Source organism: Planobispora longispora (assembly GCF_016863135.1).
GTDB lineage: Bacteria > Actinomycetota > Actinomycetes > Streptosporangiales > Streptosporangiaceae > Planobispora > Planobispora longispora.
This window is the reverse complement of sequence record NZ_BOOH01000039.1, coordinates 206,570-233,476: the sequence shown is the minus strand read 5'-3', so window position 1 is coordinate 233,476 and position 26,907 is coordinate 206,570. Positions and strand designations below refer to the sequence as shown.

The 26,907-nt window shown below is 71.8% G+C and carries 22 protein-coding genes and 1 riboswitch; of the genes, 12 read left to right on the top strand and 10 right to left on the bottom strand.

The window, feature by feature from the left end; translation table 11 throughout:
- Window positions 1-83 precede the first annotated feature (83 nt).
- The 5 genes from Plo01_RS24460 (at window position 84) to groL (ending at window position 5,200) form a co-directional block, all read left to right on the top strand.
- The gene (locus tag Plo01_RS24460) at window positions 84-641 is read left to right on the top strand and encodes an RNA polymerase sigma factor (RefSeq protein ID WP_203893003.1); all 558 of its coding nucleotides are present in this window, start codon (window positions 84-86) and stop codon (window positions 639-641) included.
- A 241-nt stretch (window positions 642-882) separates the two neighbouring features.
- A riboswitch (SAM riboswitch) is annotated at window positions 883-1,023 on the top strand.
- Window positions 1,024-1,037: 14 nt separating this feature from the next.
- A complete protein-coding gene (gene thrC / locus Plo01_RS24455) occupies window positions 1,038-2,327 on the top strand; it encodes a threonine synthase (protein WP_203893002.1) in 1,290 nt (429 codons plus the stop codon).
- Between the two features lie 23 nt (window positions 2,328-2,350).
- The gene (locus Plo01_RS24450) at window positions 2,351-2,626 is read left to right on the top strand and encodes a MoaD/ThiS family protein (RefSeq protein ID WP_203893001.1); all 276 of its coding nucleotides are present in this window, start codon (window positions 2,351-2,353) and stop codon (window positions 2,624-2,626) included.
- Between the two features lie 350 nt (window positions 2,627-2,976).
- Window positions 2,977-3,177, top strand: a complete 201-nt coding sequence (locus Plo01_RS24445; protein ID WP_068927743.1) for a cold-shock protein — start codon at window positions 2,977-2,979, stop codon at window positions 3,175-3,177.
- 394 nt (window positions 3,178-3,571) lie between these two features.
- Window positions 3,572-5,200, top strand: a complete 1,629-nt coding sequence (groL, locus tag Plo01_RS24440) for a chaperonin GroEL (RefSeq protein WP_203893000.1) — start codon at window positions 3,572-3,574, stop codon at window positions 5,198-5,200.
- Between the two features lie 169 nt (window positions 5,201-5,369).
- On the opposite strand, the gene Plo01_RS24435 is transcribed toward groL, so the two are convergent.
- Together Plo01_RS24435 and Plo01_RS24430 are read right to left on the bottom strand one after the other, a co-directional pair.
- On the bottom strand, window positions 5,370-5,789 hold the full coding sequence (locus tag Plo01_RS24435; protein WP_203892999.1) for a GNAT family N-acetyltransferase: 420 nt from the start codon (window positions 5,787-5,789) through the stop codon (window positions 5,370-5,372).
- 148 nt (window positions 5,790-5,937) lie between these two features.
- On the bottom strand, window positions 5,938-8,088 hold the full coding sequence (locus tag Plo01_RS24430; RefSeq protein ID WP_239316944.1) for a HelD family protein: 2,151 nt from the start codon (window positions 8,086-8,088) through the stop codon (window positions 5,938-5,940).
- Between the two features lie 161 nt (window positions 8,089-8,249).
- Between Plo01_RS24430 and Plo01_RS24425 the strand changes: the two genes are divergently transcribed.
- The gene (locus Plo01_RS24425; protein ID WP_203892998.1) at window positions 8,250-8,531 is read left to right on the top strand and encodes a hypothetical protein; all 282 of its coding nucleotides are present in this window, start codon (window positions 8,250-8,252) and stop codon (window positions 8,529-8,531) included.
- 71 nt (window positions 8,532-8,602) lie between these two features.
- Here the strand turns inward: Plo01_RS24425 and Plo01_RS24420 are convergent, their stop codons facing one another.
- From Plo01_RS24420 to Plo01_RS24400, 5 genes are all read right to left on the bottom strand, one after another.
- Window positions 8,603-8,809, bottom strand: a complete 207-nt coding sequence (locus Plo01_RS24420; RefSeq protein WP_203892997.1) for a hypothetical protein — start codon at window positions 8,807-8,809, stop codon at window positions 8,603-8,605.
- A gap of 19 nt (window positions 8,810-8,828) precedes the next feature.
- Entirely contained in the window at window positions 8,829-10,475 is a 1,647-nt protein-coding gene (locus Plo01_RS24415; protein WP_203892996.1) for a DNA repair helicase XPB, read from the bottom strand.
- A 152-nt stretch (window positions 10,476-10,627) separates the two neighbouring features.
- A complete protein-coding gene (locus Plo01_RS24410; protein WP_203892995.1) occupies window positions 10,628-11,179 on the bottom strand; it encodes a hypothetical protein in 552 nt (183 codons plus the stop codon).
- Window positions 11,180-11,228: 49 nt separating this feature from the next.
- A complete protein-coding gene (locus Plo01_RS24405) occupies window positions 11,229-12,806 on the bottom strand; it encodes a class I adenylate-forming enzyme family protein (protein ID WP_203892994.1) in 1,578 nt (525 codons plus the stop codon).
- 73 nt (window positions 12,807-12,879) lie between these two features.
- Window positions 12,880-15,384, bottom strand: a complete 2,505-nt coding sequence (locus Plo01_RS24400) for a helicase-associated domain-containing protein (RefSeq protein ID WP_203892993.1) — start codon at window positions 15,382-15,384, stop codon at window positions 12,880-12,882.
- A 132-nt stretch (window positions 15,385-15,516) separates the two neighbouring features.
- Between Plo01_RS24400 and Plo01_RS24395 the strand changes: the two genes are divergently transcribed.
- The gene (locus Plo01_RS24395) at window positions 15,517-16,602 is read left to right on the top strand and encodes a hypothetical protein (RefSeq protein ID WP_203892992.1); all 1,086 of its coding nucleotides are present in this window, start codon (window positions 15,517-15,519) and stop codon (window positions 16,600-16,602) included.
- Window positions 16,603-16,676: 74 nt separating this feature from the next.
- Here the strand turns inward: Plo01_RS24395 and Plo01_RS24390 are convergent, their stop codons facing one another.
- A complete protein-coding gene (locus Plo01_RS24390) occupies window positions 16,677-17,300 on the bottom strand; it encodes a TetR/AcrR family transcriptional regulator (protein WP_203892991.1) in 624 nt (207 codons plus the stop codon).
- Between the two features lie 273 nt (window positions 17,301-17,573).
- On the opposite strand from Plo01_RS24390, the gene Plo01_RS24385 reads away from it, so the two are divergent.
- Window positions 17,574-18,191 carry an HAD family hydrolase gene (locus tag Plo01_RS24385; RefSeq protein WP_203892990.1) on the top strand — a complete coding sequence of 206 codons (618 nt, stop codon included), beginning with the start codon at window positions 17,574-17,576 and terminating at the stop codon, window positions 18,189-18,191.
- 110 nt (window positions 18,192-18,301) lie between these two features.
- A complete protein-coding gene (locus Plo01_RS24380; RefSeq protein ID WP_203892989.1) occupies window positions 18,302-18,700 on the top strand; it encodes a cold-shock protein in 399 nt (132 codons plus the stop codon).
- 39 nt (window positions 18,701-18,739) lie between these two features.
- Here the strand turns inward: Plo01_RS24380 and Plo01_RS24375 are convergent, their stop codons facing one another.
- The gene (locus Plo01_RS24375) at window positions 18,740-20,446 is read right to left on the bottom strand and encodes an MFS transporter (protein WP_239316942.1); all 1,707 of its coding nucleotides are present in this window, start codon (window positions 20,444-20,446) and stop codon (window positions 18,740-18,742) included.
- A 291-nt stretch (window positions 20,447-20,737) separates the two neighbouring features.
- Between Plo01_RS24375 and Plo01_RS24370 the strand changes: the two genes are divergently transcribed.
- Both Plo01_RS24370 and Plo01_RS24365 read left to right on the top strand, forming a co-directional pair.
- Entirely contained in the window at window positions 20,738-21,553 is an 816-nt protein-coding gene (locus Plo01_RS24370) for a DUF3027 domain-containing protein (RefSeq protein ID WP_203892988.1), read from the top strand.
- Window positions 21,554-21,636: 83 nt separating this feature from the next.
- Entirely contained in the window at window positions 21,637-24,792 is a 3,156-nt protein-coding gene (locus Plo01_RS24365) for a sacsin N-terminal ATP-binding-like domain-containing protein (RefSeq protein WP_203892987.1), read from the top strand.
- Between the two features lie 68 nt (window positions 24,793-24,860).
- On the opposite strand, the gene Plo01_RS24360 is transcribed toward Plo01_RS24365, so the two are convergent.
- Window positions 24,861-25,238, bottom strand: coding sequence for a DUF2530 domain-containing protein (locus tag Plo01_RS24360; protein ID WP_239316940.1), 378 nt, complete (start codon window positions 25,236-25,238; stop codon window positions 24,861-24,863).
- 222 nt (window positions 25,239-25,460) lie between these two features.
- Here Plo01_RS24360 and Plo01_RS24355 point away from each other — a divergent pair, with 222 nt between their 5' ends.
- Complete coding sequence (locus Plo01_RS24355; RefSeq protein ID WP_275415418.1) at window positions 25,461-26,852, top strand: NCS2 family permease; 1,392 nt, start codon at window positions 25,461-25,463, stop codon at window positions 26,850-26,852.
- The last annotated feature ends 55 nt before the right edge of the window (window positions 26,853-26,907 follow it).

Sequence of the window (26,907 nt, the reverse complement as noted above, 5' to 3'; positions counted from 1 at the left end):
AGGAGTGCTTGCCCGAAGGTTAACCAACCATGACCTTCGACCGTAGGATGTGCAGCGACTGTGACCGCTGATGGGGGCCCGTGATGGCGCTTGACGAGACGACCGAGGACCTGGCCCGTATGGCCGCCCGGGGTGACCACCGCGCGCTCGGTGAGCTGCTCAAGCGGATCGAGCCCGACGTGTTGCGCCACTGCGGGCGGATCCTGCCCTACCGGCAGGACGCCGAGGAGGCGAGCCAGGACACCCTGCTGGCGGTGGCCCGCAACATCGCCCGCTTCGAGGGGCGGGCGCGGTTCAGCACCTGGCTGCACATCGTGACCGCCAACTGCGCCCGGACCACCTACCGCTCGCTGAAGCGCCGTGCCGCCGAGCAGAGCTCCGACGAGCTGCCGCTGCAGAAGCCCGACGTCGCGCGGGTCAGCGTGATCGCGGGATCCCGGCTGGACCTGCTCGACGCGATGGAGGCGCTGGAGGCCGAGAAGCCGGAGCTGGCGCAGGCGCTGGTGCTCCGCGACATCTGCCAGCTCGACTACAGCGAGGTGGCCGAGCAGCTCGGCATCCCCCTGGGCACCGCCAAGTCCCGCATCCACCAGGCGCGCAAATACGTCCAGGGAGCCCTGGGCGACGCCTACAGCTTCTGATCTCGCCGACATCACCGGCCTGAGTGAACGGCCCCGCGGTTCCACCGCCGGGGTCGATGGTCGTTCATCCGACTTCTTGCCCCGTGCGGAGTTCGTCCACACCCTGTGGACGGCGTCCGACCCCCGTGAGCTGTCCATTGGGTAACACATCGCATCTCGCGAAGTGAGACATGTGGTCAGAGAGGCGGAAAGGCAAGGTAGAGTGCATGTGACCTGGTCACCAGGACGACAACTGCATATGTGCTCATCCAGAGGGGTGGAGGGACCGGCCCTGCGAAGCCCCGGCAACCCTCCCGGTTCAAGGCTCGTGATCTGACGAGGTCGGCCGGGACAGGTGCCAATTCCGGTCTGCGACCAAGGTGGCCGCAGACGAAGATGAGGGAAAGGCCTCGCTTCATGGCGCTCACAACCGCTGAAACCGTCACCGCCCCCGCTCACGCCGGCGACTCGCCGGACCGCCGTTTCGGCCCCGCCACCGCGCTGTCCTGTCGCGAGTGCGGCGCCCGCTACGAACTCGGTCCGATCTTCGCCTGTATCGAGTGTTTCGGCCCCCTGGAGATCGCCTACGAGTTCTCCCGGGTCACCCGCGAGGAGATCGCCGCGGGACCGGCCAACATCTGGCGCTACCGGTCCCTGCTCCCGGTCCCCGCGGACGTGACGGGCAAGCCCAACATGGCCCCCGGCTGGACCAAGCTCGTCAAGGCCGACAACCTCGCCCGCGAGCTGGGCATCCGCTCCCTGCACGTCAAGGACGACTCCGGCAACCCCACGCACTCCTTCAAGGACCGCGTGGTGGCCATCGCCGTCGAGGCGGCCCGCAACTTCGGCTTCCACACCCTGTCCTGCTCCTCCACCGGCAACCTCGCGGGCGCGGTCACCGCGGCCGCCGCCCGCGCCGGGCTGGACGCCTGCGTGTTCATCCCCGCCGACCTGGAGCAGGCGAAGATCGTCATGGCCTCGGTGTACGGCGGCCGCCTCGTCGGCATCGACGGCACCTACGACGACGTGAACCGCTTCTGCTCCGAGCTCATCGGCGACGAGCTGGGCGACAAGTGGGGCTTCGTCAACGTCAACCTCCGCCCCTACTACGCCGAGGGCTCCAAGACCCTGGCCTACGAGATCGCCGAGCAGCTCGGCTGGCGGATCCCCGACCAGATCATCGTCCCGGTGGCCTCCGGCTCCCAGCTGACGAAGATCGACAAGGGCTTCAAGGAGCTGATCGCCCTCGGGCTGGTCGAGGAGAAGCCCTACAAGATCTTCGCGGCCCAGGCCGAGGGGTGCTCCCCGGTCTCGGCGGCGTACAAGGCGGGCCATGACGTGATCCGCCCGGTCAAGCCCGACACGATCGCCAAGTCGCTGGCCATCGGCAACCCGGCCGACGGACCCTACGTCCTGGACATCGCCCGGCGCACCGGCGGCGCGGTGGAGGACGTCACGGACACCGAGATCGTCGAGGCGATCCGGCTGCTGGCCCGGACGGAGGGCATCTTCGCGGAGACCGCGGGCGGCGTCACCGTCGGCGTGCTCCGCAAGCTGGTCGCGGAGGGCAGGCTCGACCCCGACGCCGAGACGGTGGTCCTCAACACCGGTGACGGTCTGAAGACCCTCGACGCGGTGGCGGCCCAGGCGCGTCCCACCGCTGTCATTCGGCCGTCGCTTGACGCGTTCCGTACGGCTTTCGCGTAAGAACTCCTGAAAGGTCGTTAATCATGAGCGTTTCTGTACGGATTCCGACGATTCTGCGCACATACACCAACGGCTCCGCCGAGGTGGGCGGAGAGGGCGCGACCCTCCGCGAGGTTCTGCAGAAGCTCGACGCGGACTTCCCGGGCATCGGTGCTCGCATTCTCGATGAAACGGGCAAGATCCGTCGTTTCGTCAACGTCTATGTCGGAGAAGAGGACGTCCGTTTCGCCGACAATCTGGACACCCCCACGCCGTCCGGCGTTCAGATCTCCATCATCCCGGCGGTCGCCGGAGGCTGATCCCGTACCGGCCTCCCAGGCGCCCCTGGGCGCCCCGCGCCCCGGGGGCGCATCCGACATCCGACACCCGCACCGGCTCCGGCCGCGTGCGGGTGTCGTGCTTTGTGGCGGGAGCGTCTATCTGGGGCGAGAGACATAATGCAAATTTTAACTAACTAATTGTGATAGCAAAACTATGTCCCGTATGAAACGCCATCTAAAAGGAGCGATTGTCGGATTGACTCTGTTGCCCCATGGTGTCCCACAGGTATGGTCGAGGGCGATCGACGTAGGCGGTGTCTCCGCCACGGAGATTGAGGGCCGCGCAGAGGAATGGGCGTGGTTCTCAAGGCCAGTAAGAGGAGTCGCAAGTGGCGCAGGGCACCGTCAAGTGGTTCAACGCGGACAAGGGCTACGGCTTCATCGCGGTCGACGGTGGTAAGGATGTTTTTGTCCATTACTCCGCGATCATGATGGATGGTTACCGTTCTCTGGAGCAGGGCCAGCGGGTCGAGTTCGAGATCACTCAGGGCCAGAAGGGGCCCCAGGCGGAGTCCGTCCGGGCCGTCTGAGCCGGCGGTCCCGCCAGGTCGCCGGCGGCCGGAGGTCCGTGCGGCAGCGCAGTCCGCACGGCTCACCGCGTACGGCGGTCCGCGAGGCCCGGAACGCCGCAGTCCGTACGAATCCGCGCCCGGCGGTCCATGGGGATCGCCGCACACGTCGACCCGGCTCGCCGCCCCGGCAGGCGAGCCGGGTCTTCGCTCTTGGCTGAGCGCAGGTCACTGTGGCTGGAGCTTGCACTCGGCAGGGTAGAGTGCTAAACAGTTCGTTGGCACTCTCTGTTCGAGAGTGCCAAATCTGGATCGAGGCGATGGGGCCCGCCGAACGGAGTCGCGGACCCACATGCCGTCGCGGGCGTCGGCTCGATCCGGTGCACGCCACCCTGTGTTTGGGAGGTCTAGCCGTATGGCAGCCAAGATGATCGCGTTTGACGAGGACGCCCGGCGCGGTCTCGAGCGCGGTATGAACCAGCTTGCGGACGCCGTCAAGGTGACCCTCGGCCCCAAGGGCCGTAACGTCGTCCTGGAGAAGAAGTGGGGCGCCCCCACCATCACCAACGACGGTGTCTCCATCGCCAAGGAGATCGAGCTCGAGGACCCGTGGGAGAAGATCGGGGCCGAGCTCGTCAAGGAAGTCGCCAAGAAGACTGACGACGTCGCGGGCGACGGCACCACCACCGCCACCGTGCTCGCGCAGGCTCTGGTCCGCGAGGGCCTCCGCAACGTCGCCGCCGGCGCCAACCCGATGTCCCTGAAGAAGGGCATCGAGGCCGCCGTCGAGCGCGTCTCCGAGGAGCTCTCCAAGCTGGCCAAGGACGTGGAGACGAAGGCGCAGATCGCCTCCACCGCCTCCATCTCCGCGGGCGACGCCCAGATCGGCGAGATGATCGCCGAGGCGATGGACAAGGTCGGCAAGGAAGGCGTCATCACCGTCGAGGAGAGCAACACCTTCGGTCTGGAGCTCGAGCTCACCGAGGGCATGCGCTTCGACAAGGGCCTCATCTCGATGTACTTCGTGACCGACCCGGAGCGTATGGAGGCCGTCCTCGACGACCCGTACATCCTGGTCGTCAACTCCAAGGTCTCCGCCAACAAGGACCTGCTCCCGGTCCTCGACAAGGTCGTGCAGGCCGGCAAGCCGCTGCTGATCATCGCCGAGGACGTCGAGGGCGAGGCCCTGGCGACCCTGGTCGTCAACAAGATCCGCGGCCTGTTCCGCTCGGTCGCCGTCAAGGCCCCGGGCTTCGGCGACCGCCGCAAGGCCATGCTGGGCGACATCGCCACGCTGACCGGCGCCCAGGTCGTCAGCGAGGACCTCGGCCTCAAGCTGGAGTCCACCAGCCTGGACATGCTCGGCCGCGCCCGCCAGGTCATCGTCACCAAGGACGAGACCACCATCGTCGACGGCGCCGGTGACGCCGAGCAGATCGCCGGCCGGGTCAACCAGATCCGCGCCGAGATCGAGAACACCGACTCCGACTACGACCGCGAGAAGCTCCAGGAGCGCCTCGCCAAGCTGGCCGGCGGCGTCGCCGTCATCAAGGCCGGCGCGGCCACCGAGGTCGAGCTCAAGGAGCGCAAGCACCGCATCGAGGACGCCGTCCGCAACGCGAAGGCGGCCGTCGAGGAGGGCATCGTCCCCGGCGGTGGCGTGGCCCTGCTGCAGGCCAGCGCCAAGGCGTTCGACAAGCTCGAGCTCAAGGGCGACGAGGCCACCGGCGCCGCGATCGTCAAGAAGGCGCTCGAGGAGCCCCTCAAGCAGATCGCCGTCAACGCCGGCCTCGAGGGCGGCGTCGTGGTGGAGCGCGTGCGCAACCTCACCCCGGGTGAGGGCCTCAACGCCGCCACCGGCGAGTACGTCAACATGTTCGACTCGGGCATCATCGACCCGGCCAAGGTGACCCGTTCCGCTCTGCAGAACGCGGCGTCCATCGCGGCGCTGTTCCTCACCACCGAGGCCGTCATCGCCGAGAAGCCCGAGAAGGCTGCGGCCCCGGCCGGCGGCATGCCGGGCGGCGGCGACATGGACTTCTAAGTCCATCGCCTGATCACGAGAAGAGGCCGGTCCCCCACGGGACCGGCCCTTTCTTCTTCTCCGCCCCGTACGGCTCCCGCCCGGTACGGCGCATCGTGATGCCAGCCCTCCGAGCGTGTGTTCGGAGGGCTTATCTGGTTGTTGGACAATCCCCTCGGCTCGGACGTCGTCAGTCGAGAGGCTTGACCCAGCGGGACCACTGGGGCTGGGGGGCGTAACCGGCGGCGCCCCAGGCGTGGTGGGCGAGCTCGTTGCCGTGCAGGACCATCGCGTCGGCCCGGAACGCGCCGAACGCCGCGAAGCGCTTCTCCGCCGCGAGGATCAGCATGCTCCCGATGCCCTGCCGTCTCCGGGCCGGGTCGACGGCCAGCCGGTAGAGGTGGGCCCGCCAGCCGTCCCAGCCCGCGATGAGCGTGCCGACCATCTCCCCGTCGTCCTCGGCGATGAGGACGGCCTCGGAGTCGCGCTCGATGAGCGCCGTCACCTTGGCCGGGTCGTCATGCCGGTCGGTCCCCTCGGCGGCCGTCCGCCAGAAGGACAGCAGCGCCTCGGCGTCTTCGATCTTCCCGTGCCTGATGGTCACGCCCATGCCCGGAGAACTTACCAGTGGACTGAATCGGGACCGGCCGGGCATCGTCGACACGCGTAGCGGACTCATCGCGCTACCGCGGGTGTGTGCGCCCCGGGGAGAGTCTCTGCTTGCATGCTCCCCGGGGTAAGCCTTTTCCCGGTACCGGTCAGGTCAGCTCGGCCGGGAGATCCTTCGTGTGGAGCACGGTCAGGGACGTGACCGCACGGGTGAGCACCACGTACAGCCGGGCCAGGCCCCGAGGCTCGGCCGCCACGATGTCGGCCGGCTCGACCACGATGACGTGGTCGTACTCCAGGCCCTTGGCCAGGGTGGCGGGCACGATCAGGAGCCGGTGGTCCTCGGTGGAGTCGGGGGCCAGCACGCCGTGGCCGAGGTGGGACAACATCCCGGAGACGGCCGCGACCGAGGCGTCCGGGACGATGACGCCGATCGATCCCTCCCGGGCCAGCGCCCGCCCGGCGGCCTCGGCCAGGGACGCGGCCAGGTCGGGCGTGCGCCGTACGGACAGCGAGCCCGCACCGGGACGGAGCGAGCGGGGCGCGGCCAGGCCGGGGGCGACGGAGGGGAGCAGCCGGGCGGCGTAGTCGAGGACCTCGCGGGGCACGCGGAAGCCGAGCACCAGCTCGGTGACCGCGCCGTCGGCGAAGCCCAGGTGCCCGAGGACCTCGGTCCAGGACCGCGCCGACCAGGGGGTGGTGCCCTGGGCGATGTCGCCCAGGACGGTCGCCGAGCCGGTACGGCACCGCCGCCCCAGGGCGCGCAGCTGCATGGACGACAGGTCCTGGGCCTCGTCCACGACCAGGTGGCCGAGGGAAGGGGTCCGCTCGATCATGTCGGCGAGCTCGTCCATCAGCGCGCAGTCGGCCGCCGACCACTTCGCCGAGCGGAACGACTTGGCGGGCCTGGCCCACAGCAGGGCGGTCTGCTCGTCGGCGGTGAGGTCGTTCTTGGCGGCCGCGGCGAGGAACTCGGCGTCGCTGAAGAGCCGGTACAGCACCTGGGCCGGGGTGAGCTTGGGCCAGACCTGGTCCACGAGCTGCTTGACCGGCTTGGAGCGGGCGACCGCGTCCTGGACCCGGTCGTCGGGGGATTCGCCGCGCTGCTCCATCCGGACGAGCACCTGGTGGGCCAGGCGCTGGGCGAGGGCCGCGCGGCCGGGACCGTACCGGGTGGTGCCGCGCAGGGAGGCGACGATCTCGCGGACCTCGTAGTCGGCGACCCGGTAGCGGTTGGACCCCTTGGTGACCAGCAGACCCTCGGCCGGCTTGACGATGTGCGCCCACAGGGCGCGTTCCAGCACCGGGACGATCTTCGCGTCGCCCTTGAGCGCGGAGACGGCGGGATCCTCGGGAGCGGAGTGGTCGCCGAGGATGCCGGCGACCGTGGTCTGATCGACCTTGATCTCGCCCAGGGCGGGGAGCACCGAGGAGATGTAGGACAGGAAGGCCCGGTTGGGGCCGACGATCATCACGCCGGAGCGGGCGAGCTTCTCCCGGTGGGTGAAGAGCAGGTAGGCGGCCCGGTGCAGGCCGACGGCGGTCTTGCCGGTGCCGGGGGCGCCCTGGACGCACACCGTGCGGCCCAGCTCGGAGCGGACGATCTCGTCCTGGTCGGGCTGGATGGTCGCGACGATGTCGCGCATCGGGCCGGAACGGGGCCGTTCGATCTCCTCGGTGAGGATCTTCGACTGCTGGAGCGTCTGGCCCTGGTCGAGCCGCTCGTCCTCGAAGGCGGTCAGGTCGCCGCCGTGGTAGCCGAACCGGCGGCGCAGCGAGACGCCCATCGGGTCGGACGGACTGGCCTGGTAGAACGCCCGGGAGACGGGGGCGCGCCAGTCGATGACCAGGGGCCGGCTCCGGTCGTCGTGGACGTGCCTGCGCCCGACGTGGATCGTGCCGGGCAGGTCGTCGTCGGCCGACCGGTCGAGGCGGCCGAAGAACAGCGGCGTTCCGGCGTGGTCGGCGAGCGCCGCCACCCGCTGGTCCAGCAGCGCCTGGAGGATCTGCTGGGAGACCCAGTCGCCGGCGGCGTCGGAGGAGAGGGACTGGGCGTGCTCGCGCATCGCGCGCAGCGCGGCCCGGGAGACGGCCAGGTGCTCGCGCTCGGCGGCGAGGATCGCGGCCGAGGGGTCTACGGCGGCGAGGTCCGTCGCCGTGGGGTCCGCGGTCGCCGGATCTCCGGCGGCGAGGTCCCCGGCCGCGGAGGTCTCCGCGGGGGAGGACTCTCCCCCGGGGCCGCCGGGCGCGGCGGAGGAGGGGCCGGTGGTTATGTTCGGGGCCAGTTGACGTGAGGGCATGCGAGAGCGCCTCCCATTCGGTAAACGGAGGTGGTTATCAGGCAGCGAATCGACCAGCTTACTGACGCTCCGCAGCGGTCTCAAAAGGATTAACGCCCGCGTGAGTTATGTCCGGCCCGGGTATTTCGACGATCGTGCGGATCCCCTTCGTGATACCGACCGTGGCCAATGCCCTTCTCGGCCTGCTGTGGGGCTTGTCGGTCTTCGCGGGCTGGGGGACGAAGGCGTTCTGCTCCGACGCGGGATGCGCCGAGCGGATGGACGACGTCGCCACGGTGTCCTGCCTGTTCGCCGCCGTCGCGGCCTGCTGTACGGCCGTCGCCTGGTTCTCCCCGGCGGTCCGCGGCGACGAGCGGCGTTTCATGAATCTGACCGGCGCCGCCATGGCCGCTTGGGTGGTGGCGGAGGGGACGTTGTTCGTCGGAGGAATGATCGTCAAGTAGCTGAGTGGTAACTCTCGGTCATTCTTCACGGAAGCGCGAAAAAGGCGGGCAAACCTGGTGAATTACGCAGATCATAGGGTATGCCGCCACTGGTCATCGCGACCCAGCGAGGGGGTGGTTTCTTTGTCGAAGACCCGCGGTATCTCGTGGATCTGACTTAGGTGACGACCAGGTGACGACGTGTTCGCCAGACGACTGCCATCGGCGGCGAGCACGTCGTCCGCATCCATCGCGAACACGTCCTCCGTATCCGTCACGAACACGTCCTCCGCATCCACGCGGCGCCCGCAGGACGGGTCAGTCTCCGGCGAGCACGTCGTCGGCGTCGATGATCTGGTAGGCGTATCCCTGCTCGGCCAGGAACCGCTGCCGGTGGGCGGCGAACTCCTGGTCCACGGTGTCCCTGCTGACCACGGAGTAGAACCGGGCCCCGCCCCCGCCGGACTTGGGGCGCAGCACCCGGCCGAGCCGCTGGGCCTCCTCCTGCCGTGACCCGAAGGTGCCCGACACCTGGACGGCCACCGACGCCTCCGGCAGATCGATGGAGAAGTTGGCGACCTTCGAGACGACCAGGACCCGGATCTCCTTGTCGCGGAAGGCCTGGAACAGCCGCTCGCGCTCCTTGACCTTGGTCTCCCCCTTGATCACCGGCGCGTCCAGGTGCTCGCCCAGCTCGTCGAGCTGGTCGATGTACTGGCCGATGATCAGAACCTGCTCGTCCGGATGCCGCCTGACCAGCGCCTCGGTGACGCGGGTCTTGGACGGCGTGGTCGCGCAGAACCGGTAGCGCTCCTCGGCCTCGGCCATCGCGTAGGCGAGCCGCTCCTCGTCGCTGAGCGTCACCCGCACCTCGACGCAGTCGGCCGGGGCGATCCAGCCCTGGTTCTCCATCTCCTTCCACGGCGCGTCGTAGCGCTTGGGACCGATCAGGGAGAACACGTCACCCTCCCGGCCGTCCTCGCGCACCAGCGTCGCGGTCAGCCCGACCCGCCGCCGGGCCTGCAGGTCGGCGGTCATCCGGAAGATCGGCGCCGGCAGCAGGTGCACCTCGTCATAGATGATCAGGCCCCAGTCGCGGGCGTCGAACAGCTCCAGATGCCGGTAGACGCCCTGCCGCCGGGTCGTCATGACCTGGTAGGTGGCGATGGTGACCGGCCGGATCTCCTTCTTGGTCCCGGTGTACTCGCCGATCTCGTCCTCGGTCAGGGACGTCCGGCGCAGCAGCTCCTGCTTCCACTGGTGGGCCGAGACCGTGTTCGTCACCAGGATCAGCGTGGTGGCCCTGGCGTGCGCCATCGCCGCCGCGCCCACGATGGTCTTGCCCGCCCCGCAGGGAAGCACGACCACGCCCGAGCCGCCGTGCCAGAACGCCTCGGCGGCCTCGCGCTGGTAGGAGCGGAGCTCCCAGCCGTCCTCGGCCAGGGTGATCGGGTGGTGCTCGCCGTCGACGTAACCGGCGAGGTCCTCGGCGGGCCAGCCCAGCTTGAGCAGGAGCTGCTTGATGTTGCCGCGCTCGCTCGGGTGCACCCCCACCCCGTCGTCGCCCACCCGCTCGCCCAGCAGCGGCTGGATCTTCTTCGAGCGCAGGACCTCCTCCAGCACGGCCCGGTCCGTGCTGGTCAGCACCAGCCCGTGCAGGGGGTGCTTCTCCAGCCGGAGCCTGCCGTACCGCGCCATGGTCTCGGCGATGTCCACCAGCAGCGCGTGCGGGACCGGGTAGCGGCTGAAGCCGATCAGCGCGTCGATCACCTGCTCCGCGTCGTGCCCGGCGGCCCGCGCGTTCCACAGCGCCAGCGGGGTGATCCGGTAGGTGTGCACGTGCTCGGGCGCGCGCTCCAGCTCGGCGAAGGGCGCGATCGCCTTGCGGCAGGCGTCGGCCTTCTCGTGGTCGACCTCCAGCAGCAGGGTCTTGTCGGACTGCACGATCAGCGGGCCGTCGGCCACTGAATCTCCCCTCGGGCGTGTCTGATGGATCCTCACGGGGCGTCCGGCCGTCCGGTCCGCGGAGCGGGGGAAGGCCGCCGGACACACCCCGGGTACGGCTACCGCATATCCAACAAGAGAACGCGGCCGGACAGTCCCCGATCCGGCGGGCTTCAGTCGAAGACGCCGTTGACGCCCGCGGTGATGAAGGTGACAGCTCCCAGTATGAGCAGCCCCACGTTGATGCCGATGCTGATCCAGGCCCACTTGAGCAGGTAACCGGCCCGATGGGTCTCCTGATCGACCCTGCTGAGCGCGATGGCCGACAGGACGACCCCGGCGATGCCGCCGAGAGTGAGGAAGCAGCTCAGCGCGAGGCAGATGCTGATGATCAGAACGATGGTCGCGTGGGTCCTGACCCCGTCGACGTTGGGATGCCGCGGAGGCCCGTAACCGTACCCCTGGCCGTAGCCGCCCTGTCCGTAACCCGCTTGCCCGTAGGCGTCGTAGGACGGACCGTGGTTCCCGTAGCCCGGAGAGGTCCGATCGTAATCGTTCTGCCCGTACCCCGGGGAGGACTGGCCGTAGCCGCCCTGGCCGGAGCCCGGAGCCTCATCGCCGGAGGGCTGCCCGCCGTGTCCGGGGGTCTGGCCGGGCCCGGTGCTGTAAGGGCTCTTCCAGTCGCCCGGGTTCGTGCTGGGGCCTTCGGGGGTGCCACTGCTCACTGGAGAATCCGTCTCACCTGTGCGGAAGGGTGTGTGTACTCAACAGATATCACGGCCGGGATGGACCGGTCCCGGCGTCACCGAGGTCCTCGCGCTCGCCCAGGCGGGCGCGCAGGGCCTTGCGGTCGAGCTTGAGGACGCTGGTGACCGGGATCGAGTCGGTGAAGTGCAGCTCCCTGGGGTATTTCACCCGGCCGACCCGGACCCGGGCCCAGTCGATGAGGTCCTCGGCCGTGACCTCGCCCCCCGGGCGGAGTTGGACGAAGGCCACGACCTCCTCGCCGTGGACCGGGTCGGGGCGGCCGACCACGCCGGACATCACCACGTCGGGGTGCTCGTTCAGGGCGTCCTCGACGTCGCGGGGGAAGACGTTGAAGCCGCCCCGGATGATCAGGTCCTTCTTCCGGTCCACGACGTGCAGGTATCCGTCGTCGTCCAGGCAGCCGATGTCGCCGGTGTAGAGCTCGCCGCCCACCAGCGCCGTCGTGGACGGGACGGGCGCGGTGTCCGGGGCGGCCGCGCCGGGGTCGCCGGTCCAGTACCCCGTCATCAGGGCCTCGCCTCGGACGCAGATCTCCCCCACGTCGCCGATCTCCTGCTCCTCGCCGTCGTCGTCGCGGATCGTGATCGTGTAGCCCGGGAGCGGGAGGCCGACGCTGCCGACCTTGCGCCTGCCGGGCGGGTTGAAGGTGGTGACCGCGCTGGTCTCGGTCAGGCCGTACCCCTCCAGGATCTGCACGCCCGGCACCCGCCGCTCGAACTCCTCCAGCACCTCCCGGCCCAGCGGCGCCGCCCCGCAGGTCAGATAGCGCAGCTCCGGCAGGTCGAACTCCTCCAGCGGCTCGGCCAGCAGCATCTGCAGCATCGCCGGGACCACCGTGCCGTACTGCACGCGCTGCTCGACGGCCAGGCTCAGGAACGCCTTGGCGTCGAACCAGCGCATCAGCACGGCCTGAGGCGGCTCGACGGCGTGCATGCCCGCGATCGTGACGATCAGCCCGTAGGCGTGGGAGAGCGGGACCGGCACGATCGCCCGGTCGACTCCGGGCAGGTGGGACATCTCCCAGGCGGCCTTCGAGACGTGCCAGAGCCCGCCGTGGGTGAGCATGACGCCCTTGGCCCGGCCGGTGGTGCCGCCGGTGTACATCAGCGCGGCGAGGTCACCGGAGTCCCGGGCCGCCGCGCCCCGCTCCTGCGCCGCCTCGATCTCGGAGAACGGCGTCGTGCCCGGCGGGGCGTCGCCCACCACGATCACCGGGGTCTGCTCGGCGGTGGCCTGCACGGTCTCCAGCAGTTCGGGGGAGGTGATCACCGCCGCGGCGCCGCTGTCGGCGAGGATGTGCCGCAGCTCCTCCACGCCGACCAGGAACACCACCGGGGTGACCACGGCCCCGGCGGCCCAGAGCGCCTGGTAGACGATCGGCACCTCCGGGCAGGTGGCCATCATGACGACCACCCGGTCACCCGGTTTGATGCCGAACGCGCCGAAGCCGCCCGCCGCGCGCCGTGCCCGCTCGGCGAGCGTCAGCGCCCGGTGCCAGGTCCCCTCGTAATACAGCGAGTCGAAGTCTCCGAACCGGTTCCACGAATCCTCGGCCAGCCGGCCCAGCGTGTGCTCAGCGCCCATAAGGCCAACGTGATCCGGTACGGCCACGGCGTCAACCCGGATCGGGCCGCCGGTCTGACGCGCCCCTGCGCCGCTACGCCTGGATCTCGGAGACCCCCGTGATGCGGTGCAGGGCGAAGCGGTGCACCGCGGCCCGCGTCTCGTCGTAGGCCGTCAGGTAACCGCCCTCCATCCGGGCGGGTTCGAGGATGCGGCTGGTGGCGTTGCCCTGGGAGTCGAGATAGCCGATCCAGACCTGGGACCCCTGCCGGATGGCGTCGCGCAGGGCGCTGATCGTGGCGGTCGCCGGGGATCGGGGCACCTGACCGGCGGGCGCGTCCACCGGTCTGCGCCGGGCCTGGTGGGCGGCGTCTCCGGCGCGTACGGCGCGCACCGCCGCCGCGATCACGTCGGTGTCCGGGCCGGTGAAGACCACCGGGACCCGGGGCTGCGGCGGGCCCTCGGTCCGGCGGACGTCGAGCTGGGTGATGATCACGTCGCCGTCCAGGGACTCGGCCACCGGGGCGTATCCCATCGCGCGCAGCGCGTCGACCAGGGTGGCCCGGGAGGTCTTGGACGCGATCACCGTGGGGGCCAGGCGGCGCAGCCGGAGCGGGGTCGCCCGCCGGTCCGCCATGACCTCGTCGAGCACCGACGGATCGTCGCAGCGCACGTAGGCGCTGGCCGTGCCGATCCGCATGCGGCCGTGGCGCCGGGCCACGTCGGTCACCAGGTAGCCGAGCGGCTGCGGGACCGGGGTCTTCGAATGCCGCTCCAGCATGGCCAGCATCTCGTCGGCGCCCTGCCCGGCGTCCAGCGCCCGCCGGATCGACCCCTCGCAGAACCGGTAGACCGTCGCGCCGCCGGTGGACTCGACGTCGGCGGCCAGCGCCAGCCAGCGGCTCAGCTCGCCGGTGAGCGGGCCCGGGGCGACGGCGGTCAGGTCGGCCTGGAGCAGCACGTGGTCGAGCGGCTCGGGCAGCAGCGGCGCCAGCAGCTCGGCCGCGGGCGCCGTACGGCCCCCGCCCTCGCCGCCCGGCACGGCGGGCAGCAGGGCGCGCCCGTGACCGGACAGGGCGCCCAGACCGGTGATCCCGATCTGCTCGGCCTCGCGCAGCGTGAACTCCATCAGGCGGTCGCGGTGGGCGCCGCGGCGGCGGGGCTGCTCCCAGGCCAGGCGCTCGCGGATCGCCTCCGGTGTCGGGGCCAGGACGGTCGCCGCCCCGGCCGGCTTGCGAACCCCGCGGCCCTGGGCCCCGCGAGCCCCGCGGGCTCCGCCGGTCACGCGCGGCTCCCCGGACCCCGCGGTCCCGGGAGCCGCCTCCGCGGCCGCCGCGAGCAGGCCCAGCGTGGTCGTGCGGACCTCCGGCGCGGCCGGGTGGCGCAGGTCGGAGTGGAGGGCGCTGCGCAGCCGGTCGCGCTCGTCACGCTCACCGATCATGCCCGGCACCCGGTCCATGGTGAGCCAGGTGGTGGCCAGCGCGACCCAGCGCTCCTCGGCGGGGCGCACCTTCCAGGCGTCGTAGACGGGGGTCGGCAGCCACTCGCCGTCGACCGCGCCGCTCGCCGCCACCAGCCCCGCCGCGTGCGCCACCTCGACGATCAGGCCGGCCACCCACTCGGGCAGGTCGAGCAGCGTCGCCGCGCGCTTCAGGTCGCGTACGGCCAGGCCGCCGCCGCGCAGGACGCCGGGCGGGTCGATGCTCCACCGCTCGCACAGCTCCTCCACCGCGCGGGTGAACATGAAAGCCTGCCCGGCCGCGGTCCGGTCGGCCAGCGCGCGGTCCCGCTCGACGCCGCCGAGCGGCGGCGGGACCGGCGACAGGTCGCGGTGGATCCGGCCCCCGCGCAGGAACAGCCCGACCTCGCGCGGCAGGACGACGGACTCCTCACCGGTCGCGCCCAGCAGCGCGCGGGCCAGGAGCTGCTCGATCGGCGACTGGGCGGTGGCCGCCCGCACCTCGCGGCGGGCGTTGGGCACCCGGCCCCCGGCCGGGCCCCAGGCCAGCTCGTCGAGGGCGGAGCGCGCCTGCGGCGAGACCTCCTCCAGCAGCCGTTCCAGGGTCTCCCGGCAGGCCAGCAGCGCGGCGAGCTCCTCCTTGGAGTCGCCGGCGCCGCCGAGGTCTTCGATCAGCTCGGCCAGCCGTTCCCGGTGGTGGTGGCGGAAGACCTCCGCCGCGGGTGGTCCCAGGCCCGCGGGGGCGTCCAGCACCTCCCGCACGCCCGGCGCGGGCGCCAGGGCCTCGTCGGGACCGTAGACCAGGGCCAGGGCCCGCAGCCGGTCGAGCGTCTCCCGGAACCTGGCCTCGAACAGCGAGTCCGCCGGCCCCGGGGGCTCCGGCAGCGCCCGGGCCACCTGGTCGCGGAGCGGCGCGCAGGCGATCGGCGAGGGGAGCACGGCGACGGTCTCCATGACCGCGAACGTGAACCGGTCGAGCCGGTCGAGCACCCGGCCGACGGCCGACGGGCTGCTCGCCCGCCCGGCCAGGCCCTCGACGTGGGCGGGGACCGGAGTGATGAGCTCAGGACGCAGGGCGACGAGCTCCCGTAGCTGCTCGTCGCTCCGGCCGCGCAGCCACTCCGCGAAGTCCGTGCTCATTCCGTCAATGGTAAGACGCCCTACCGACAATGTGTCTCTGGGGCAATGCTGGGGAAATGGCGTCGCTCGTCCGATCGGCACTGAATCGGGGAAGGGGTCGCGGGCGGGGAAGCGCCGAGGGAGGATGGCAGTGTGATCGAGCGTGCCGACCAGCTCGTCCTGGAGTACGTCAGCAAGGTGGCCGACGCCGCTCACGGCGTGCTGCGTCAGGACCAGCGGCTCGACTTCGTCCGGAGGCTGCGCGAGCGGATCGACGCCGAGCGCAGGGGGGCGGAGAGCCTGGCCGCCGTCCAGAAGGTGCTCGCCGTGTTCGGCGACCCGGCGGCCCTGGTGGCGCGCGAGGTCAGGCGGCTGGAGGAGACCCAGGCTCCGCCGGTGGACGACTCCCCGACCCTCATGGCCTCCGCGGAGGCGGTCACCCGCGAGCTGCCCGCGGTGGCGCCGAAGCCCCCGCCCACGGCCCGGCCGGGCCCGGGGGAGATCCCGGTGCCGGGCGGCAGACGGCCGTCGCAGGGGATGCCGCCGGGAGTGGCCCGGTTCACCGAGGAGGCCAGGAAGACGCTGGCCGGGCGGGAGACCGGCGGGCGCCTCGCCCGGCGCCGGGCGCGCGGCGGCCCGGCCGTCCCGGAGGGCGACGACCTCCTGGGGCTGGGGGAGTCCGGACCGGAGGAACCGGGGGCTCGGCGGGGACGCCGGGGCCGGCGGAGAGGCATGGGCGGCCGGGGACGCCGGAGCATGCCCGGAGCCGGAAGGGGCGGAGGAGACTTCGACGACGGAGAGCGCGGGGGGACGGGGTCCGGCGGCCGGGGGAGCGGATGGCGGTCCGACGCGGGGTCGATCCTGGCCTCGCGCCCGCGCGAGGTCGTCGGGGTCGTCGTGCTCGCCGTGGCGGGGCTTCTCGTCCCCGCCTCCCTCGCGCCGATCGCGATCTTCTCGATCCCGTTCATCGTGTGGGCGGTCGGGACGGTGGTCGTGCTGTCCTGCCCGGGATGGGAGGTCGGGGACAAGGTGCTCGGAGTGGCCGCTCCGGTGCTCGTCTACGCCATCGGCGGCGCGGCGGTGGCGATCGCCCGCGCGAAGGGCGATCTCGGCCGGATGCTCAGCGGTTTCCAGGACGTGAGCGGGTCCATGTTCATCATCGGCACGGTGCTGGGCGTCCTCTGGCTGGCCTACCGTCTGTTCAACCCGCCCGCCCCGTTCACCGGGAGGCCGCGCTAGCCGGCCGTCCGCCGGAGGGCGGCGCCGGCCGGAGGGCAGCGTCGGCCGGAAGGCGGCGTCGGCCGGAAGGCGGCTCAGCTCACCGTCTGCACCGCGGGGTGGGGCAGGAGGCCCAGCGCGAGCCGCACCCACGCGGCCACGAAACGCTCGCGCTCCGCGCGGCCGGGGGGCTCGCCCACCGTCTCCTGGAACAGGCGGTAGTGGACCACCGCGCCTCCCAGGACGGCGCCGATCGCGGGCCAGTCGACGTCGGCTCCGGCGTATTCGGGCTGGGCGCGGAACCAGGTGGTGATCGCGTCGAACATGGGCTGCAGCAGCCCCTCGCGCACGATCGCCACGAGCTCGGGGAACTGGCTCAGGTCGCGGAAGAAGACGCGCGTCAGCTCGCTCTCCTCGCGGACCTTGGCCAGCCCCGCCCTGCACAGGTGCGCCAGGCGGGCTTCCACGTCGAGGGTGGCGTCGACGGCGCTCATCTCGGCCAGGGTCTCGGCGATCTGCGCGCGGGTCCGGGCGGCGTGCTCGTTCATCGCCGCGGCCAGCACCTCGTACTTGGACTTGAAGTGCCGGTAGAGCCCGCCCGCGCCGGGCGAGAGACCCGAGGCGGCCTCGATCTCGGCCACCGAGGTCGCCGAGTATCCCCGCTCGGCGAACAGCCGCAGGGCTTCATCGATGATCCGCTCGCGCGTCGATCTGCTCATTTCGGCTCCGATACCTCCATCACGACCTTATCCAGTGCGGAACCCGCCGGGAGTCGGTTCGCCCCGTCACCACCTGTGGCAATGGCAACTTTCCGGTGCAGTAAGTAATTCCTTCCCTGAAGGGTTCCACAGTGGTGTCACCACGTACAGCGCCGCCACGGGCGGCATGCGGAGCCGTCGCCCCGCGCCGCCGACTCTGGAGAGACCGGCGGGGCGAATCGAGGGATAAGCCGCGATTACCCAGTTATGTCGGCGTTTGGCATGCTGCGGAGTATGCAATCTGTGGGGTTCGACCTCGATATGACGCTCGCCGACACCCGTGCCGGGATCGCCGCCGTCTACGACGAGCTGGCACTGCGCATGGGAGTGGCCATCGACAGCGCCGCCGTGGTCGCCCGGCTGGGACCGCCGCTGGAGTGGGAGCTGGCCAACTGGCTTCCCGCGGACGAGATCCCCGAGGCCGTCACGGTCTTCAGGTCGCTGTACCCCTCGCTCGCCATCCCCGCCACCAGCCTCATGCCCGGCGCGCGCGAGGCCGTCGACGCGGTACGGCGGGCCGGAGGCAAGGTCATCGTGGTCACCGGCAAGAACGTCCGTGACGCGAAGAGCACGGTGGAGTTCCTCGGTCTGGACGTGAACGAGGTCGCCGGGTCGGTTTTCGGAGCGGACAAGGGTCCGGCTCTCGCGACTTTCGGCGCGGCGGCTTATGTTGGAGATCACGTCGCCGACATCGAGGCGGCGCGGGCGGGAGGCGCCGTCAGCGTGGCGGTGGCCACTGGTCTCTATCCGGCAGGAGAGTTGCGTGAGCACGGAGCTGACGTCGTGCTGGGCGATCTGACGCAGTTCGCCGGCTGGTTCGACGGGTGGCGGGCGCAGACCGCGCTCGTGTGAGGCCGTTTCAAGACACTCCGGTCGGCGCCTGTTTACACGGTCGCCCTCCGCCTTCCATGGGCATAACCTACTTCCATCCTTTTCACGACAGTCTGAACGAGGTCACCCCTGTGCCGAGTGGCAAGGTCAAGTGGTACGACGCCGACAAGGGTTTCGGCTTCCTCACCCGCGACGACGGCGGTGAGGTCTTCGTGCATTCGTCCGCGCTCCCCGGCGGCGTGGACTCCCTCAAGCCGGGTCAGAAGGTCGAGTTCGGCGTGGCGGAGGGGCGGCGCGGACAGCAGGCGCTCTCGGTCCGCGTGATCGACCAGCCCCCGACCCTCGCCAAACCGGCCAAGCCGAAGGGCAAGCGCAAGAAGCCCGACGAGATGGTCGTCATCGTGGAAGACCTGATCAAGCTCCTGGACACGATCTCCATGTCCTACCAGAAGGGCAAGCACCCCGAGGCCGTGCACGCGAAGAAGATCGCCACGGTGCTCCGGGCCGTGGCCGACGACCTGGACGGCTGACCGGCGGTCCGAGGGGTGACCGGCGGCCGGTCGTCCCCCTCAGCCGTGCGGGTTGGTCAGCGGCTTGGTGTGCTTCTCCGTGGGGGGATCGTCGCGCCGTATGACGGTGGTGGTCCCCCCGGACCGGTCCTCCGGGGCCGGCGGCCGGCGCTCCTGCCGAGGCCCGGCCTCCTGCCGCGGCTCCTCTTTCCCCGATCCGCCCTTCCTCGGCCCGCCCTTCCCCGGCTCCTGCCGCGGCGGTCCTTCCCGCCGCGTTCCGGCCTCCTCCTGCGGGACGGGCTCGGTCTCCGCGGATCGGGCGGCCTCCACCCTGGCGTCCCGCGCCTGGACCCGCACGCGGCGCCGTACCAGCAGCCAGCCGAGAGAGCCCGCCAGCACCACGGCCATCACGGTGAGCCCGGCGGAACCGGCGGCGAACAGCGACAGCAGCAGCCCGACCAGACCGCCGACCACCCAGGAGATCTGCAGGAACGCCTCGACCACGCCGAACGTGGACGAGCGCACCTCCTCGCCGATCTCGCGCTGCACGATCGCGTCCAGCGCGAGTTTGCCCAGTCCCTGGGCGAAGGCGGCCACCAGCGCGACGGCCACCGCGGTCCACAGCGTGAACGTCACGGCCGCCACCACCGTGGCCGCCGCCGCCAGCGCGAGCGTGATCAGCACGATGATCTGCGGCGAATGGCTGCGCACCCAGGAGGCGACGCCCGCGCCGATCAGGCCGCCCGCTCCGGCGGCGAGGGCCAGCACGCCGATGGTGACCGTCGGGGCCAGGCCGGGCAGCTTCTTCTCCTGCACAAGGAAGAGCAGGTAGAAGAGCATGAAGCCGGAGTAGAAGCGGATGGCGACGTTGGCCTTCATCGACTCGGCGACCACCGGGCCGACGTTGAGCATGGTGCGCCAGCGGGGCGGCCGATCGTCGTCTTCGTCCTGCAGCTCCTCCAGGTCGGGGGAGTCGACGTGGCGCGGGAGCCGTACCGCCAGCACCCCCTGGAACAGGAAGAGCAGCATCGCCGCGCGCAGCACCCACTCGGCCCCGAGCCAGGCGCTGACGCCCGCGCCGGCCGGGACCGCCACCCCCGCCGAGACCAGCGCGAACAGCGCGACCCTGGCGTTGGCGGTGACCAGCGCGATGTCGGCGGGCAGCACGCTCGGCATGATCGCGGCACGTGAGACGTTGTAGGCCTTCGACAACACCAGCACGGCCAGCGCCGCGGGGAAGATGGTGAACGCGTCCTCCGAGACGACCGCCGCCGCCATCGCGAAGCAGAGCAGGCCGCGGCCGAAGAGCGTGCCCGCCATGACGAAGCGACGGCCCGAGCGGAACCGGTCCAGGACCGGGCCGACGAACGGCGCGACCACCACGAAGGGGATCATCGTGATCAGCAGGTAGAGCGCGACCTGCCCGCGGGCCTCGTTCACCGGCAGCTTGAACAGCGTCCCGGCCAGCGCGGCGGTCACCAGCGCGTCGCCCGCGCTGTGCGCGGCGGTCAGCTCGATCAGCTGTCCCAGGCCGGTACGGCCCGCGCCCTGGGCGTGGGTCAGCCGCCGCGCGGCCCGGCCGGCGCCGCGCGTCGCGTCCGCCACGCCGCGTCCGGCCCGCGCGGTCGCCTGTCCCGCGATCTTGCCCCCCCGCGCGGTCGCCCGCCCGGCCTGTACGGTCGCCCGGCCCGCTCCGGCGAGGGCACGGCCGAATCGGCGGGACGCCTCTCCCGCGGTTCGCCGAGTCTGCTCCCAGCCATCTGCCACGAATCCAGTCTTACCCGAAGGACAGGCGCGATGTCCGGTCCGGTCGGTTCTGTTACCCGGTTCCGCCACCCGGCGCGGACCCGGTCCGCCGTCCGGCGTCTGCTCGATCCCGCTCGATCCCGCTCGATTTAGCTCGATCCCGTTCGGTCCCGCCGCCCGGCGCGTCGGGGGCGCGGCACATTCCCGGTAAATGCCGTTTTTCACCCCGAGGGCCGGTCGGCGGCGACACCGTTCCCGGCGGTGTTGACCGGTACAGGTGCCGTCCGCTCCGGGTATGGGCGAGAATGAAGTGTGACCCGTACTCGATCTCGCTCTGCAGTTCTCGACCAGGCGTGCGCCGCCGCGGTCGACCTGGCCCGTTCCGCGGTCGAGGAGAACGTCAGGCCGGAAGAGATCGGCGAGCACCTCGGCGTCGAGGCCGAGGGCGACCGGGTGGTCACCCACTACTTCGCCTGCCTCGACCGCGCCTACCGGGGCTGGCGCTGGGCGGTCACCGTCGTCCGCGCCGCCCGCGCGCGCAACGTCACGGTCAGCGAGGTCGTGCTGCTGCCCGGCACCGGCACCCTGCTCGCGCCCCCGTGGGTGCCGTGGAGCGAACGGCTGCGCCCCGGCGACCTCGGTGTGGGCGACCTGCTGCCCGCCACCGACGACGACGTCCGGCTCGCCCCGGGCTTCACGGAGACCGATGACGAGAACGAGCGTCAGATGATCTTCGAGTACGGCCTCGGCCGCGCCCGGGTGCTCTCCGCCCTCGGCCGCGACCTGGCCGTGCGGCGCTGGCACGCCGGCGAGGCCGGCCCGCACACCCCCATCGCGCACGCCGCCCCCGCCCAGTGCTCCACCTGCGGGTTCTACTGGCCGCTCGCGGGCGCGCTGCGCACCGGCTTCGGCGTCTGCGCCAACGAGTACGCCCCCGACGACGGCCGGGTGGTGGCCGCCGACCACGGCTGCGGCGCGCACTCCGAGGCCACGGTGGCGCCGCCCCAGGCCGAGCCGGCCGCCCCGATCCTCGACGACCACGCCTACGACCTGGAGGAGACCCCCGGGGCGGACCTGGCGGGTTCGGTGGACGACGACTCCTCCGACGAGCCGTTGGGTCACTCCTGACCCGGGGTTCTCCTCCTCGAACCCCCTCCGGTCCGGCGGTCACGTGAGGTGACCTCCGGGCCCCGATCCTTGGATTCATCGCTGTGACTGACACCTTCGGCACCGACCGACTGCGCTCCGCCGTGCTCGCGGCCTGGACCGCCTCGCCCGCGCGTTTCCGCGAGGACGCCAACGCGGAGGAGGACTTCGCGCTCGGCGGCTACCGCGACCGGCTGATCGTCGAGCTGGCCCAGAACGCCGCCGACGCCGCCCTGCGGGTGGGAGTCCCCGGCCGCCTGCGCCTCTCGCTGCGCGAGGGGGTGCTGTCGGCCGCCAACACCGGCGCGCCGATCGACACCGCCGGCGTCGAGAGCCTGTCCACCCTGCGGGTCTCCGCGAAGCGGGGCGAGGCCGCGGCGACGGGCCGGTTCGGCGTGGGCTTCGCGGCCGTGGTGTCGGTCTGCGACGAGCCGGTGATCGGCTCGCTCGGCTCCGGGGTGGTCCGCTGGTCCCGCGAGCAGACCGCCGCGCTGGTGGCCGCCGAGCCCGCGCTGGCCGGGGAGCTCGCCGAGCGCGGCGGGCACGTGCCCCTGCTGCGCCTGCCGTTCCCGGGCGGGCCGGTGGAGATCCCGCAGGGCTTCGACACGCTCGTACGGCTCCCGCTCCGCGATGAGAGCGGGGCGGAGGCCGTCCGGGCGATGCTCCGGGAGGCCGGTCCCGCGCTGCTGATCGGCATGCCCGCCCTGGAGTCGATCGAGATCGACGTGGACGGCGAGACCAGGACCATCACCCCCGGCGGCTGGCGGGTCGTCTCGGCCTCCGGCCACTTCACCCCGGAGCAGGTGGCCGAACTCTTCGCCGACCGCCCGACCGAAGAACGCACCCGCCCCCACTGGCTGATCCGCTGGGCCGTCCCCCTCTCCCCCCGGCCCGCTTCCGAGGACGGGACGTGGGGCGGCGAGCCGGGGCCGCTGCCGGAGAACGTGCCGCCCGTCGTGCACGCGCCGACCCCCAGTGACGAGCCGCTCGACCTGCCCGCCCTGCTGATCGCGTCCTTCCCGCTGGCCACCGACCGGCGGCACGTGGCGATGGGCCCGCTCACCGACTTCCTGGTCGAGCGTGCCGCCGAGACCTACCTGGAACTGCTCACCGGCCTGCCCCGCACGCCGAAGCTGCTCGACCTCGTGCCCGGCCTGATGGGCCGGGGCGAGCTCGACGCCCGGATCCGCCGGGCGATCCTGCGCAGGCTCCCCGACACCCCGCTCCTGCCCGCGCTCTCCCCGCCCGCCGACGCCGAACCCGCCGATGCCGCGCGGGCCGCCGGATCCACCGGCGCCGCGCCCGCCGGCGACGGGTCCGGCGCCCTGGTCGTGACCGGACGGCAGGCGTCGGTGGTGGCCGCCCCGGGCGAGCTGCTGGAGAAGGTCGCCCCCGTGGTCCCCGGCCTGCTGCCCGCCGGATGGCCGGCCCGGCACCCCGCGATCACCACGCTCGGGGTGAAGCGGGTGGAGCTGTCCGACGTCGTGGACATGCTCGCCGGCGACCTCTCCGGCGGCGCGGGCGAGAACCGGGACCCGGCCTGGTGGCGCTCGCTGTACGAGGTGCTGCCCGGCGACGACCCCGAGGCGCTCGGCGCGCTGCCCGTCCCGCTGGCCGACGGCCGCCTGGTCCGGGGGCCGCGCGGCACGCTCATGCTGACCGAGCGCGGCTCCCTCGACCTGGCGGTGCTCGGCCCGCTCGGGCTCCGCGTGGTCCACCCCGACGCCGCCCACCCGCTGCTGCTGCGTCTCGGCTCCGCCGAGGCGACCCCCCGGACCGTGCTGGAGGACCCGCTCACCAGGGCGGCCGTCTCCGAGTCGCTGGAGAGCGCCGATCCCGAGCCGGTGGCCCAGGCCGTACTGGCCCTGGTCGACGCCGCGGGGCTGACCGCGGGCGAGGCCCCGTGGCTGGCCGGCCTGGCGCTGCGAGGCACCGACGGCGAGCTCTACCCGGCGGGGGAACTGCTGCTGGCCGAGGGTTCGCTGGCGGGGCTGCTGGACCCCGGCACCCACTTCGGCACGGCCGCGCCCGACCTGGTGGAGCGGTACGGCTCGCGGGTGCTGGCTGCGGCCGGGGTGCTCGACGGCTTCGCCGTGGTCAACGACACCGACGTCATGCTCGACCCGGACGAGTGCGACCACGACCTGGACCGCGAGGACGAGTGGGTGGAGCACGTGCTCGACCTGCTGCCCGAGCTGGACGTCCCCCCGGTGGCCAGGGAGTTCTCCGCCGTCCGCGACCTGGAGTACATCGCCGACTGGCCCTCGGCCCTGGCCCTGCTCTCCCGCCCGCCGCTCCGCTCGGTCCTGCACCCGCTGCGCGTCCTGGCCGCGGGGGAGGTCGTGGAGGTCCCGTCCTACACCGCCTGGTGGTTGTCCGCCCACCCGGTCCTCGGCGGGAAGCTCCCCACGGAGCTGCGGCTGCCGACCGGCGACCCGCTGCTGTTCGGCCTGTACGGCGACGCCCCGGCCGCCGCCGACGAGGCCGCCCTGGCGATGATCGGTGTCCGGACCGCGCTCCCCGACCTGCTCGCCTCGCACGGCGGTCCCGACGAGCTCCTCGACCTGCTGGCCGATCCCTCGGTCGAGGTGGACCGGGCTCAGCTCCGGGCCCTCTGGGTGGCCCTGGCCGCCGTCGATCCGGCCCGCGTCGCGCCCCCGCGGGCGGTCCGCGCCGTCCTCGACGGTGAGATCGTCGTCGCCGACGCCGAGGACGGGCGTCCGCTCTCCGGCGGCTCCGGGAGCGGTTCCGGCGACTCCACCGGCTCCGGCGCCGGGGCGGGCGAGCCGGTCGTGGTCGAGGCGCCCGACCTGCTGCCGCTGGTCGCGGACCGGCCGCTGATCCTGGCCCCGTTCGATCTCGCCGAGGCGCTGTCGGAGCTGCTCGACCTGCCGCTGGCCGGGGAGGCGGCGGCCGGGGAGGTGACGTCCCCGGGCGAGGTGCGCGAGGTCCCGCCCGCCGTACGGTCGCTGCTGCCGACCGCGCCCGCGACCTACATGGAGCACGAGAAGCTCCTGGTGGACGGGGTCCCGGTCACCTGGCGCTTCGCCGAGGGCACGGTGCACGCCTCGGGAGTGGAGGGCCTGGCGAGGGGACTCGCGTGGGCGGCGGGCCAGTGGGGCGACCGGCTCGCGGTCGCCGCGCTCCTGCGCGACCCGGCCGCGGTGCCGCTGCTGCTCGCCGAGGCCGACCTCGACAGCTGGACCGCCGCGACCTCCTAGGAACGCGACCTCCTGGGAACGCGGCCTCCTGGGAACGCGGCCTCCTGGGAAGAGGCGGAACCCCGGATCTAGGGTGCGGAACCGGCGGCGTCGGAGGCCGACCCGGCGGTGTCCGGGGCGGACGGGGCCGGAGGCGCGGACGGCATCGCCGCCCCCGGCCCGACCGGTTCCTGAGCGGTCGGGGACGAGACCGCCGTCGCGGGCTCGATCGGCTCCTGGGAGGGCGGGAGCGGGCCGCGGCGGTCGCGTCGCCTGACGTACCAGAGACCGAACACCCCGAGACCGATGCCCGACAGGCACGTCCAGATCCACCAGCGGTCCTCCGGGCCCGGCTGGAGGATGAGGAGCACGACCAGGGCGACCGCCCACAGGGCCATGCCCGCGAGGATCGTCGCCGTGTCGTTGGTCTTCAGCGGCTGGAGATCCTGACGGTGAGGCTGGTTCACACGACCCAGGGTAGGCGACGGAAGCTCACTACTCGCAAAACGGACGGCGTGAGGGCGCGGATCGGTTGCGATCCAATCACCATTCGTGATGCGGGTCTTCCGGCACAGGAGTCACCCTGCCACCCTGCGTGCGTGAGTGACGCTAAAGCACCCCAGATATCCCAAAAGCCCAAAATAACCTTCCTTGACCGTTTCTTCCATATCTCCGAGCGTGGTTCCAGCGTGGGCCAGGAGGTCCGCGGCGGCTTCGCGACCTTCTTCACGATGGCCTACATCGTGGTGCTCAACCCTCTGATCATCGCCACCGCCCCGGACGCCCAGGGTCAGTTCATCGGGGACGGGTCCGCCCCGAACGTGCCCCTGGTCGCCGCCGGGACCGCCTTCGTGGCCGGCGTGCTCAGCATCCTGATGGGCGTCATCGGGAAGGTCCCGTTCGCCATGGCGGCGGGTCTGGGCCTCAACGCCTTCGTCACCTTCGGCATCGCCACCCAGATGTCGTGGGAGTCGGCCATGGGCCTGGTCTTCCTGGAGGGCGTCATCATCGCCCTGCTGGTGCTGACCGGATTCCGCACGGCGGTGTTCAACGCCATCCCGGCCCCGCTCAAGACCGCGATCAGCGTCGGCATCGGCCTGTTCATCGCGCTGATCGGCTTCGTGGACGCCGGTTTCGTCCGCAAGGCCCCCGCCGTTCCGCTCGAACTCGGCATCGGCGGCAACCTGACCAGCTGGCCGATCTTCGTGTTCGTCGCCGGCCTGCTGCTCATCTCCCTGCTGGTGGCCCGCAGGGTGAAGGGCGCCATCCTGATCGGCATCGTCGCCACCACGATCCTCGCCATCGTCGTCGAGGCCGTCGCCAAGGTCGGCGGCTCCGGGACGCCCGACGCGCCCAACGCGGCCGGCTGGCGGCTCGTCGTGCCCACGTGGCCCGAAGAGATCTTCGGGTTCACCAACCCGCTGGTGCTGTTCCGGGAGTTCGACCCGATCGGCGCGTTCAGCTCCGTCTCCGTCGTCGTCGCCCTGCTGCTCGTCTTCACCCTGCTGATCACCGACTTCTTCGACACGATGGGCACGATCGTCGGCGTCGGCGGGCAGGCCGGGCTGGTCAAGGAGGACGGCACGCTTCCCCGTACGCGTGAGATCCTGCTCGTCGACTCGATCGGCGCGGCGGCCGGCGGCGCCGGTTCGGTCTCCTCCAACACGACGTACATCGAGTCGGCCGCCGGCGTCGGCGAGGGCGCGCGCACCGGCCTGGCCAGCGTGGTCACCGGCGTGCTGTTCCTGCTGGCGATCTTCGTCTCACCGCTGGTCGGCGTCGTGCCCCACGAGGCGGCGGCCCCGGCGCTGGTCGTGGTGGGCTTCCTGATGATGACCTCGGTCCGTGACATCGACTTCACCGACTACGAGATCGCCATCCCGGCGTTCCTCACGATCGTTCTGATGCCCTTCAGCTACTCGATCGCCAACGGCATCGGCGCCGGGTTCATCACCTTCGTCCTGATCAAACTGGTCAAGGGCAAGGCCCGCGAGGTCCACCCGCTGATGTGGGTGGTCGCGGCCCTGTTCGTGCTCTACTTCGCCCTCGGCCCCATCAAGACCCTGCTCGGCCTCGCCTGATCGGTGTCAGCGGAAGCCGTCGTGGTGACCGGCACGAGTGGCCACCACGACGGCT